The organism is Vibrio sp. T11.5 (assembly GCF_027587155.1).
Taxonomy (GTDB): Bacteria; Pseudomonadota; Gammaproteobacteria; order Enterobacterales; family Vibrionaceae; genus Vibrio; species Vibrio neptunius.
The window spans coordinates 46,265-58,475 of sequence record NZ_JAPPTP010000015.1 but is presented as its reverse complement, the minus strand read 5'-3'; the positions used below and the strand labels follow the sequence as shown (position 1 = coordinate 58,475).

The window sequence follows — 12,211 nt, the reverse complement described above, 5'->3', positions numbered from 1 at the left end:
AGGTTTTTATTAACTGTCCATATATTAACAGAAACAATCGCTCAAACCAGTGTGCGGCGTATCTCACACTGGATTGAGGACTACTGGGATTTTATAAAAGCACTCGGATAGCCCATCAGCTTAACTTGTTCTAAAGCCTTTTGCGTCAGCATATAGTCATCAAATGGGCCTAAGAACACGCGGTGAAGGTTTTTATCCGAGCTGATATAGCTCTTTACCGAAAGTGTTTGACTCAGATCTTGTGCTAAAGTTCGTACTCTGTCTTCATGTTGTGAAGACGCTACCTGAACAACGAATTTTGGCAATGCTTTTTGTTTGTGCGCTTGCGTTGGTTTGTCGACAGAAATGACCTCTATGGTCACATTAGCCGTTCCTGTGCGGATGACATCTAATTTGGTTGCCGCGGCAAAACTTAGGTCTATGATTCGACCTTGATGAAAAGGCCCACGATCATTAACGCGTACAACTGCTGATCTACCATTGTCTTTGTTGGTCACTTTTACGTAGCTAGGTATAGGCAAGGTTTTGTGTGCCGCTGACATGGAGTACATATCGTATACTTCACCGTTAGAGGTCTGGTGACCATGAAATTTCTTACCATACCAAGAGGCGACACCTTCTTGGGTGAAACCTTGAGGCTCTTTGATGATCTCATAACGCTGGCCACGAAGCGTATAGTCGCTATTGCCACCTAGGCTATATGGCTCGTATTGAGGATGTGCGTCTTCAATGTGCTCAACAGAAATAGGAGCATCGGGGGCGATGTCGTCATCGATAGAGTATCGCTTATCAGGCGTTGAGGAACAGCCGACTAAGGTAGTAACGGCACAAAGCATGCCTAGCAGAGGTTTATAAACAGACATTTAGGTTGCCTTTGAGAATGCTTTTCGATGAGTGTGAATGGACATCAGGATGCCAAAGCCCGCCATTAAGGTAACCATGGAAGTACCGCCATAGCTAATTAGAGGAAGCGGAACCCCGACCACAGGTAAGATGCCACTGACCATGCCGATGTTAACAAATACATAGACAAAGAAACTAAGAACAATACTGCCCGCCATCATTCTGCCAAAAGCAGTTTGTGCTTTGCTCGCCAATACCAGCCCTCGGCCAATAATAAACAGATATAAGCTAAGTAAAATTAGGATACCAATTAGGCCCCATTCTTCTGCAATAACAGCAAAAATAAAGTCAGTGTGACGTTCTGGTAGAAATTCGAGCTGAGATTGTGTGCCTTGCAGCCAGCCTTTGCCAGATATTCCCCCAGAGCCAATCGCGATTTTACTTTGGATAATGTGATAGCCTGCACCAAGAGGGTCCGATTCCGGATTAAATAGAGTGCGGACTCGGACTTTCTGGTATTCCCTCATCAGGAAGAACCATAAGATGGGCAAAAATGCACCAAGGCCACAGGCCGCAGCGAAGATGATTTTCCAACTGATGCCAGCTAGGAAGATAACGAAAACCCCTGAAGCGGCAATCAAAATTGAAGTACCCAAATCGGGTTGTTTGGCAATCAGTATGGTCGGTACAAAAACCATCACTAAGGACATCACTAAGGTTTGGAAAGTCGGCGGCAGTGAGCGCTTACCAATATAGCGGGCGACCATAAGAGGTACTGCAAGTTTTAGCAATTCTGAGGGTTGAAAGCGAACAAAACCAAGGTTGAGCCAACGCTGGGCTCCTTTGGAGGCTTCACCAAAGAACAATACGCCAAACAATAATAAAACTCCGACAACAAACATCAGTGGCGCTAGTGTCTCGTAAGTTCGTGGTGGGATCTGGGCAAGAATCACCATCACACCGAGAGATAAGCCCATGCGCATCGCCTGGCGATCCATCATTGCTAGGCTTTGACCGCTTGCGCTGTACATAATAACAAGGCCAAAGCCCATCAGCACAAGAATACCGAGGAGTAGAGGCAAATCGATATGAAAGCGTTCAAACAGCGCTCGGTTTTGGCCTGTGGCTGGATCAAAATCCATTATTGTTGTGCCTCTTTATCTTTAACTAACACGTGGTCGAAGACCTGTCTAACAACAGGAGCACCTTGGGAGGAGCCCCCCCCAGCATTTTCTAATACTATGGTCACAATAAGTTTTGGTTCTTCGATAGGTGCAAATCCTGTAAATAAGGCATGGTCGCGTAAATGCTCGGCAATCTCATCGGCATTGTACTCCTCGTCTTCTGCTAACCCAAAGACTTGCGCCGTACCTGATTTCCCGCCACTCATATAAGGCGTTTTGTAAAACGAACGTCTCGCTGTCCCTTTCTTTCCATGATTTGCCAAACGCATACCTTCTATGGATAAGTCCCAAAACTTCTCGTTCACTCCCTCAATTGGAGGGTAGGTGTAAGACTCCAGCGTTGAAAGCTGGTATTTGTCAAACTTTTCCCCATTCACTATGGTTGCCCGGAGGAGGTGTGGTGCTACGCGTTTACCTCGGTTGACCAATACGGAAGTGGCTTTGGCAATCTGCATTGGCGTAGCGGTCCAGTAACCTTGGCCGATACCGACAGGAATAGTATCGCCCTGATACCAAGGTACACGGTGACGAGCCATCTTCCACTCACGAGTTGGCATGTTTGCTTTACTCTCTTCGTATATATCGATCCCCGTTTTCTCACCGAATCCAAACATCATCATCCAATTAGATATTCGGTCAATCCCCATATCGTAAGCAATTTGGTAAAAGAAGGTATCCACTGATTCTTCGATAGATTTAACGATGTTCACTCGGCCATGCCCCCAGCGAAGCCAATCTCGGAACGGCCTCGTTTTTGAATTTGGTATTTTCCAATATCCGGGGTCGTTGCGTGTTGTATAGGGTGTAATGACGCCTTCTTGCAGGGCCGCAACCGCCATAAATGGTTTAATTGTTGAGGCTGGAGGATAAATGCCTAGTGTTGCGCGGTTTACCAACGGGCGGTTTTTATCATTGAGCAGAGCACTATAAGCTTTGCCGGAAATACCGTGAACGAAAGCGTTAGGATCATAACTTGGGCTGGACACCATTGCCAATACACCATTATCTTTGGGATCGAGAATAACGGCGCTGCCACGACGTCCCGCTAATAATTCGTGAATATAGATTTGTAAGTCGATATCGAGGTTGAGAACGATGTCTTTTCCTGGCACCGGAGGAATATACTTCAGTGTACGGATAATACGTCCGCGGCTGTTTACTTCGACTTCTTGATAGCCAGCAGTACCATGGAGAAGATCTTCGTAATAGCGCTCAATACCAAGTTTTCCGATGTCCCGTGTTGCCTGATAGTTCGCTTCTTTTTCTTCTCTTATTAATCGCTGTATATCTCGGTCATTTATACGTGAGACGTAACCAATTACGTGAGTCAGCACTTCGCCATAAGGGTAATGACGTTTTAAGCTGGCGTTGACCGAAACGCCGGGGAATTTGTGTTGATTGACGGAAAACTTGGCGACTTGTTCTTGAGTCAATTGGGTGAGGATCGGAACCGATTTAAATCGGCGGGTCTGACGTCGTTCACGTTCAAACCGCTCAATCTGCTCAGACGTTATCTCAACATATTGTTGAAGTTGAGCAATGGTCGCTTCCATGTCTGTGATCTTTTCAGGTGTGATCTCCAAGTTGAAAACCGGGCGATTTTCAGCCAGTAGAATACCGTTCCTGTCGTAGATTAGTCCACGGTTCGGTGCAATTGGGACAACTTTGATACGGTTGTCATTGGAGCGGGTTTTATAGTCCTGATATTGATTGATCTGGATGTTATACAAGTTGGTTATCAATAGGCCAACCATGGCAACTATCCCGATGAAAGCGACAATGGCCCGGCTTTTAAACAACCGTGCTTCTTCTTGATAATCCCTTATCCGGGTGCGCTTCCGTAACATTAATGATTATTCCCGGTGATATGGGTGGTTTGCAGTGATACTCCAAGCTCGATACAGGCTTTCTGCCATCACTATGCGAACTAGAGGGTGCGGTAACGTCAATGCAGATAGTGACCAGCTTTGGTCTGCAGCTGCTTTACAAGCTGGAGCAAGCCCCTCAGGACCACCGATTAAAATCGAAACATCACGACCATCAAGTTTCCAACTATCCAACTGTTGGGCTAATTGAGCCGTATCCCATTTTTTTCCTGGAATATCTAGGGTAACAATTCGATTCCCTTTTGGCACTGCCGCCAGCATGGCTTCGCCTTCTTTTTGCAAAATTCTTGCAATATCGGCATTTTTCCCCCGTTTTCCGGCTGAAATTTCAACAAGTTCAAGTGGCATGTCGTGAGGGAATCGGCGTTTGTATTCTTGAAAACCTTCTTCAACCCATTTTGGCATTTTTGTACCAACGGCGATCAACTGCAGCTTCATGAATTAGCCCCAGAGTTTTTCCAGTTGATACAGCTCGCGTTGTTCTTCCTGCATGACATGGACAATGGTCGTGCCCATATCAAGGACAACCCACTCACCTTCACTTTCGCCGTCGATGCCTAGTGGTTCAAGTCCAGCCATTTTGGATTCTTTTGCCACATGTTCGGCAATAGAAGCCACGTGACGTTTTGAAGTGCCTGTGCAGATTATCATGTAGTCAGTGATATTAGATTTGCCCTGAACATCTAACGTTTTAATGTCCTGTGCTTTCATGTCGTCGGCTTTATCTACTAGAAAATCATTAAGTTCTTCAAGTTGCAAGGTAATGTCCTCTTTATTCATTTTGGGTCAAATCAAAGCGGCGCAGTATACCACGCTTTTTATAGCTTCACTTGCGGCAAGCACATCTCAGCACTTAACTGGTTTAATAGTGGCCAGTTAGACAGGCTATATTGAGTTTTGGAAACAATTTCAGCTTTGGCAATTAAATGAATTAACTGAATGATCTTGTTGTGAGAAAGACGGTTCAACGCCGCAGAGTATAGCGGCCGCTTGGATTGCCATATCCGGTGGTGCTCAAACACTTGACCAATGGATTGTGATTGCATTTGTTGTTGCATAGAGAGTAGCTGAGTCAGTTCCTTTTGAATGGTTCGAAGCAAAATCACTACTTCAACGCCTTCCGCTTCTAGTTGTCTTAATACTCGTTGAGCTCGGTTAGCTTTTCCCGCTAGCAGTGCGTCTGACCAGTGAAATACGGTGAAATGATTATGTCGGCTCAGCGACTCTTCGAGCCTGATGAGGTTAAGTTGCCCATCAGGATACAAAAGCGCCAGTTTTTCTAGGCTTTGTGTCAGTGCGAACAAATTGCCTTCATGCCACTGAGCCAACATTTGAATCGCTTCTGTATCTGGGCTCAGTTTTAGAGCCCTGCAGCGAGATTGAACAAACTGAGGTAGGCGGCTGAGATCGGGGGTAAGGCAATTGACCCAACAGCCACGGGAGGCTAAGGCTTTAAACCATTTGGCATTTTCCTGAGCTTTGGTGAGTTTAGAGCCAATTACCACTAAAATAATGTCGTCATGCAACGCCTTTGAAATGCCTACTAGTTCTTGTGCCATCGCCGCGTTTACCCCTGATTCAGGGAGCTCTAACTCAATTAACTGGCGCGATGAGAAAAGACTCAAGGCTTGGCAGCAGTCATACACTGAATTCCAATCAAAGTTATTGTCTACTGCAAAACGGTGCCGCTCTTCAAAACCTTGAGCTTGAGCGGCTTTGTGAATCGACTGTCGAGATTCTTGTAGTAGTAACGGTTCATTGCCAAAAAGTAGATAAGTGGGGTGGAGCTGCTTATTTAGCTGTTCCACCAATCGATCCGCAAATATCCGCATTTGAGACTCTACTGCACGCTAGCGTGTTCATCAGAGGAGGCTTGAGGTTCATCTGATACGTAGGTTTTAATACGGTATTGCTCCTTCTCGGTTTTCAATTGAGCTTCTTTTGACTCTATTTCGAGCTCATTTGCCTCGATATCGGCCTTTAAACGGGCCATTTGACGAATGATCTGAGTTGCAGCTAGCTTACGCATTTCATCTTCGATCATATCGCGCTCCACTGACTTCGCTAGAGCTGTTAGCGGGTTATCCAAGTAGCTTCGAGTCACGCTGGTTGAAAAGGTCTTCGAACCTAGTTCAGGGATAGTTACACGGTAAGAGGCTCGGAAAGTGAGTTCTTTCTCTGCTGCACGAGTATTTTGGTAAAGTGAGAGTGTACGTTCACCCACACCTTCACTGAGTAAGTGAAGGCTGGGGATGTTATCCGATGGCGGAACAACTTCAATCTCACTCATACGCAGCTGGGCTTTCATCATTCGGGTAAACGTACTGTACTGGTCATAACTGGTAAGAGACATCGTGTCCAACTCATCTGGGATAGAATAATCACCACGGAGATGGAAACCACAGGCAGACAGCAGGCTCGCTGTAAGTACAACACTGGCGAGCTTTATAGGAGAGATTGACAATAGGCGCATTGGTGAATTTTTCTCGATTATTGGAATACTTATCTCAGGCTACTCGTCAGAATAGGCTGAGATAAGTAAAGCAGGGTCAATACACCCTGCTTAAGACTTTAGCTCGGCGAATTAGTTCGCAACGATATTCAGAAGCTTACCGGGTACGTAAATCACTTTACGAACAGTCTTGCCCTCTGTGAACTTAGTGACGTTCTCATCGTTTAGACCTAGTGCTTCAATATCTTCTTTAGAAATGTCGGCAGGTACAGTCAGTTTCGCACGTAGTTTACCGTTAACCTGAACGATAATGAGTTTCTCGTCTTCAACCAGAGCTTTCTCATCATGAACTGGCCATGTTGCGTTATCGATGTCAGTTTCACCAAGCCCAACCCACATTTCGCTAGAGATATGTGGAGTGATTGGGTAAAGCATCGCAACAACAGCTTTTAGTGCTTCATCAAGGATTGCACGGTCTTGTGCAGACGCTTGAGGTGCTTTCGCTAGCTTGTTCATTAGTTCCATGATCGCTGCGATTGCTGTGTTGAACGTTTGGCGACGAGCAACATCGTCTGTCACTTTCGCGATAGTTTTGTGAACATCACGACGAAGTGCTTTTTGGTCGCTAGACAGTGCTGAAGTATCCACTGCTTCTGCCGCGCCTTTCGATGCGTGCTCGTTGACTAGTTTCCAAACACGTTTCAGGAAGCGGTTAGCCCCTTCAACGCCAGACTCTTGCCACTCGAGTGTCATGTCTGCAGGCGAGGCAAACATCATGAATAGACGTACAGTATCAGCGCCATACTTGTCTACCATCTCTTGCGGGTCGATACCGTTGTTCTTCGACTTAGACATCTTAATCATGCCCGAGTGCTCAACGTCACGGCCAGTGTTGTCTTTCGCTGAAGTTATGCGGCCTTTACCGTCACGCTCAACAGTCACGTCAGTAGGCGCAACCCATTCCGTACCACCTTTTTCGTTCTCATAAGAGAACGCATCAGCTAGGACCATGCCTTGACATAGTAGGCGCTTGAACGGCTCGTCAGAGGTAACGTAACCTGCATCACGCAGCAGTTTGTGGAAGAAGCGAGAGTACAGTAGGTGCATACAAGCGTGCTCGATACCACCGATGTACTGGTCTACTGGTAGCCAGTAATTTGCCTTTTCTGGGTCTAGGATGTCGTCAGCTTGTGGCGAACAGTAACGTGCGTAGTACCAAGAAGATTCCATGAAGGTATCGAACGTGTCAGTCTCACGTAGAGCTGGTTCGCCGTTAAATGTTGTCTTCGCCCACTCTTTATCAGATTTGATAGGGCTAGTTACGCCGTCCATTACCACGTCTTCTGGAAGAATGACAGGTAGCTGATCTGCGGGTACTGGGTGAACTTCACCATCTTCAGTCGTTACCATTGGGATTGGCGCACCCCAGTAACGTTGACGAGACACACCCCAGTCACGTAGACGGAAGTTAACTGTCTTAGTACCTTTGCCTTCAGCTTCAAGCTTCGCTGCGATTGCATCGAATGCTGCTTGGAATTCAAGACCGTCGAACTCACCTGAATCGAACAGTACACCTTTCTCTGTGTACGCTTCTTCAGAGATGTTCAGTTCACTGCCGTCAGTAGGCTTGATCACAGGGATGATGTCTAGACCGTACTTAGTCGCGAACTCGTAGTCACGTTGGTCGTGTGCAGGTACTGCCATTACAGCGCCTGTACCGTAGTCCATTAGTACGAAGTTAGCCACGTAAACAGGAACCTCGCGGCCGTTCAATGGGTGAATAGCAGTAAGGCCAGTCGCCATACCTTTCTTCTCCATTGTCGCCATTTCAGCTTCTGCTACTTTATTGTTCTTACACTCTTCAACGAAGGCTGCTAACTCTGGGTTTGTCTTAGCTGCTTCTGCTGCTAAAGGGTGACCTGCTGCGATACCTACGTAAGTCACACCCATTAGTGTGTCTGGGCGTGTTGTATAAACTTCTAGGTCAGCTTGACCTTTTACTTCGAACTTGAGTTCAACACCTTCAGAGCGACCAATCCAGTTACGCTGCATGGTTTTAACCATTTCCGGCCAGCCATCTAGCTTGTCTAGGTCATCGATCAGTTCTTGAGCGTATTCAGTAATTTTGATGAACCATTGAGGGATTTCTTTTTGCTCAACGATTGCGCCTGAACGCCAGCCGCGGCCGTCAACAACCTGCTCGTTGGCAAGAACTGTTTGGTCAACTGGATCCCAGTTAACTGTCGACATCTTCTTGTAAACTAGGCCTTTTTCGTAAAGCTTAGTGAAGAACTCTTGCTCCCAACGGTAGTACTCTGGCGTACAAGTTGCGAACTCACGGTTCCAGTCGTAACCCAAACCAAGCATCTTGAGTTGTTTTTTCATGTACTCAATGTTTTCATAAGTCCATGGCGCGGGTGCTGTATTGTTTTTAACCGCTGCGTTTTCCGCTGGTAGACCAAATGCATCCCAACCAATTGGCTGCATTACATTTTTACCTTGCAGACGTTGGAAACGAGATACCACATCACCGATGGTGTAGTTACGCACGTGGCCCATGTGCAGTCGACCACTTGGGTAAGGGAACATAGAGAGACAGTAGAATTTTTCTTTATTTGGGTCTTCACTTACAACAAAGGTCTTGTTGTCATCCCAGTGCTTTTGAACTTTCTGTTCAATATCTTGCGGGTTGTATTGCTCTTGCATCGATGATATCCGGTTATCTTGGAAATTGTGAGTTCAGTTAGAACAGACATAAATAGATCGTCATAGAATACCTAAAGGAGAGGAGCACAACAATAGCCTACGGGCGCAATTCTCCCGAGTCGCTAGAAGGAGGTCACTATGCCAAAACGTAAAGCAGGTTATGAGGAGATGTTTGAGGATGTTGTGGAAGCACTCAAACATAGCCCAGATGAAGTCAACCGCGTTTTTGAAACCTCAGAAAAGGTCGTTGAGGCGGCCAATGATTTGACTAAAGATGAACTGGCTTTGGTGTCAGCGTATGTGAAGTCAGATTTGAAAGAGTTTGCTGATAGCTATGAGGAATCGAAAGGGGGGCCTTTCTATCTTATGGTAGCAGATTCAATCTGGCAGGGGCTATTGGATATTACAGACCGGACAAAGGTCGAATGGATTGAGTTGTTTGCTGACTTAGAGCATCAAGGGTTATATCAAGCAGGTGAAGTGATTGGATTAGGTTTTTTAGTGTGTGACGAGTGTGGTCATAAAACGCAATACAACCATCCAACTGTGGTCATTCCATGCACGAAATGTGGTGGAAAAGGCTTTAGCCGCCAACTGCTGAAGCCCTAAATGCAAATAGTCTGGCTACTGACAAAAAAGGATGGGGGCATTGGCATGTCCGCCCATCCCTGGTCCTATTCTTACTTCCTCAATCGCCAACCAGCAACCAAACTCAGTAGTACCCAGATGTAGAGTGGCCAAGTTCCGAATTGCCGATAGGGAGTTTGCCCTTGGGTGGAGGTGACCTCTGTGCGCAAGACCTCTGTTTCGAACTGAGGGATCTGCGCGGTGATGTTGCCCTTGTAATCGGTCACCGCGGTAACGCCATTGTTGGTTGAGCGAATGACAGGTTTACCTAACTCAAGCGCTCGCATACGAGCGATTTCCATATGCTGCAATGGGCCGATTGATTTACCAAACCATGCATCGTTTGACAGAGTTAATATAAAATCAGTGTCTTCAGTGACGTTTTCACGTACTTGCTCATTGAAAATAATCTCGTAGCACAGAGCAGGCGCCAGTTGTTTGCCGTTAGCATCAATATTTGGCTGTATGAAATCACCTCGGCTAAATGAGGACATAGGTAGATTAAATAGCGGCGCTAACGGCCTGAGGATACTCTCAAAAGGTACAAACTCACCGAATGGCAATAGATGATGCTTGTGATAACGTTCGCTCATATCAAAGCTGTAATCGCCATAAGGTGTTTGACCAACAGTAAGAATACTGTTGTAGAACTGGCGGTCTTCTCCCTGATTGACTACACCTGTAATTATCGCACTATGATTCATCTTAGCTGCGGAGTCCAAATTGCTCAAATACGTTGAGATCTCAAATTCAAACGCTGGGATGGCGGCCTCAGGCCAAACAATAATGTCGGCATCCCAGTTCTCGCGTGTGAGATCAGTGTATTTCATGATGGTTGGCCAGCGCTCTTGTGGTAACCATTTCTTCGCTTGATTAACATTACCCTGTATCAGCGCAATTTTAGTGGTGCTATTAGGGTTGAGAGTGACCCAATTGGCAGATTGTAGTCCGTATCCCGTAGCAAAAATAACCGCGGGGATCAGAAGGTGTAGCCATTGCTTATGATTGACCGCATAGACAATGCTGCCAGCACTGGCTATCAGAAGTAAGGTCAGTATTTCAACGCCACCAATTGGGGCAAAATTTGCTAAAGGGCTGTCGATTTGACTATAACCAAGCCATAGCCATGGAAAACCTGTCATGACCCAGCCACGTAGCCAGTCACAGATTAACCAAATAGCAGGAGCGGCGAGGAGAAACCGCGTTCGGTTTGAAGTTGGAAAAAATCGATTCAAGCTCCAAGCAAATAAGCCCGAATATAGAGACAAGTAGCCGACGAGGAGTGCCATCAAGAATACGCTGGCGATTTTGGGCATACCACCAAAGTTATCGATACTAATATGAACCCAACTGATACCTGTCGCGAATTGGCCGACTCCCCAAGCGTAGCCTATCCCAAGAGCATTTTTAGTTGATTGATTGTGTATCAAAGCCAACAAAATAATCGGGCTTAGTAGGGCCACTGGCCATAACTGGTAAGGAGCAAAAGCCAAAGTTGTTAAAGCGCCAACAAAAACGGCCGCAAGCGGCCGTTTTAGGCGATGAAAAAGCGTTTTTATCATCGTAATACTTCTGAGTATCCCGTTTGGGGAAATTAGCGTTACTCTTCGGCTGGTTCCGGAAGAGGCTCTTCGTCAGGTATTGTCACTTGAAGCTGCAATACACGACGGTTGTCCGCAGAGGTAACTTTGAAGCTATAGTTTTCAAGTTCAACCACTTCACCGCGTGAAGGGAGATGACCGAATGCCGTCATTACCATACCGCCAACAGTGTCAACCTCTTCATCACTGAATGAGGTATTGAAAGTTTCGTTGAACTCTTCAATTGTGGTCAGGGCTTTCACTGCGTAGGTGTGCTTGCTGAGTTTGCGGATATCTAGCTCTTCCTCGTCGTCGAATTCATCTTCGATGTCACCCACGATCTCTTCGAGAATATCTTCAATAGTCACAAGACCAGAAACACCACCGAACTCATCTACGACAATAGACATGTGATATCGTTCCTCTCGGAACTCTTTGAGTAGACGATCTACCCGTTTACTTTCAGGAACAACGACCGCAGGGCGGATCACTTGTTCAATATCAAATGGCGCACTGCCTGAGCCTAAATATTTAAGTAAGTCCTTCGCTAACAGGATGCCTTCAACATGGTCTTTGTCTTCACTGATAACAGGGTAGCGTGAGTGTTGTGCATCAGTAATTAGGTTAACCAGAGCGTCTAAATCATCGCTACGATCAACCGTGACCATTTGAGAGCGTGGGATCATAATATCGCGCACGCGCATTTCTGCGATTTCCATAACACCTTCAAGCATATCTCGGGTGTCGTGGTCGATCAGGTCATTCTCTTCTGAGTCACGGAACACTTCCACTAACTCTTGGCGATCTTTAGGTTCACCTTGGAACAGTTGACCTAGGCGTCCGAAGAAGGACTTTCTACTCGGACCTTCAGATTTTTCTTTTTTACCTTCTAGAGAAGAGGGCGAATTATCTTCGTTCATTTTTTCTCAATTA

The 12,211-nt window shown here is 46.2% G+C and carries 11 protein-coding genes; 1 reads left to right on the top strand and 10 read right to left on the bottom strand.

Annotated features, from left to right (window positions below):
- Positions 1-80: 80 nt before the first annotated feature.
- The 8 genes from OH455_RS15345 to leuS form a co-directional block, all read right to left on the bottom strand.
- Positions 81-863 (bottom strand): septal ring lytic transglycosylase RlpA family protein, encoded by a 783-nt coding sequence (locus tag OH455_RS15345; RefSeq protein WP_269981997.1) that lies wholly within the window; start codon positions 861-863, stop codon positions 81-83.
- Positions 864-1,985 (bottom strand): rod shape-determining protein RodA, encoded by a 1,122-nt coding sequence (gene rodA / locus OH455_RS15340; protein WP_206371326.1) that lies wholly within the window; start codon positions 1,983-1,985, stop codon positions 864-866.
- Positions 1,985-3,874, bottom strand: a complete 1,890-nt coding sequence (gene mrdA, locus OH455_RS15335; protein WP_269981996.1) for a penicillin-binding protein 2 — start codon at positions 3,872-3,874, stop codon at positions 1,985-1,987. The genes rodA and mrdA overlap by 1 nt, the downstream gene beginning before the upstream one ends.
- Before the next feature lie 6 nt (positions 3,875-3,880).
- Complete coding sequence (gene rlmH / locus OH455_RS15330; protein WP_045974671.1) at positions 3,881-4,351, bottom strand: 23S rRNA (pseudouridine(1915)-N(3))-methyltransferase RlmH; 471 nt, start codon at positions 4,349-4,351, stop codon at positions 3,881-3,883.
- 3 nt (positions 4,352-4,354) lie between these two features.
- Complete coding sequence (rsfS, locus tag OH455_RS15325; RefSeq protein WP_045974683.1) at positions 4,355-4,672, bottom strand: ribosome silencing factor; 318 nt, start codon at positions 4,670-4,672, stop codon at positions 4,355-4,357.
- Positions 4,673-4,731: 59 nt separating this feature from the next.
- Complete coding sequence (holA, locus tag OH455_RS15320; protein ID WP_269981995.1) at positions 4,732-5,745, bottom strand: DNA polymerase III subunit delta; 1,014 nt, start codon at positions 5,743-5,745, stop codon at positions 4,732-4,734.
- Positions 5,746-5,753: 8 nt separating this feature from the next.
- Positions 5,754-6,386: an LPS-assembly lipoprotein LptE gene (locus OH455_RS15315; RefSeq protein WP_269981994.1), complete on the bottom strand. Its 633-nt coding sequence runs from the start codon at positions 6,384-6,386 to the stop codon at positions 5,754-5,756.
- Between the two features lie 111 nt (positions 6,387-6,497).
- On the bottom strand, positions 6,498-9,071 hold the full coding sequence (leuS, locus tag OH455_RS15310) for a leucine--tRNA ligase (protein ID WP_206375881.1): 2,574 nt from the start codon (positions 9,069-9,071) through the stop codon (positions 6,498-6,500).
- 138 nt (positions 9,072-9,209) lie between these two features.
- Here leuS and OH455_RS15305 point away from each other — a divergent pair, with 138 nt between their 5' ends.
- Positions 9,210-9,680, top strand: a complete 471-nt coding sequence (locus OH455_RS15305) for a zinc ribbon-containing protein (RefSeq protein WP_045974667.1) — start codon at positions 9,210-9,212, stop codon at positions 9,678-9,680.
- A 71-nt stretch (positions 9,681-9,751) separates the two neighbouring features.
- Here the strand turns inward: OH455_RS15305 and lnt are convergent, their stop codons facing one another.
- Together lnt and corC are read right to left on the bottom strand one after the other, a co-directional pair.
- Positions 9,752-11,260 carry an apolipoprotein N-acyltransferase gene (lnt, locus tag OH455_RS15300; protein WP_269981993.1) on the bottom strand — a complete coding sequence of 503 codons (1,509 nt, stop codon included), beginning with the start codon at positions 11,258-11,260 and terminating at the stop codon, positions 9,752-9,754.
- A 38-nt stretch (positions 11,261-11,298) separates the two neighbouring features.
- A complete protein-coding gene (gene corC, locus OH455_RS15295) occupies positions 11,299-12,198 on the bottom strand; it encodes a CNNM family magnesium/cobalt transport protein CorC (protein ID WP_045974665.1) in 900 nt (299 codons plus the stop codon).
- Positions 12,199-12,211 lie beyond the last annotated feature (13 nt).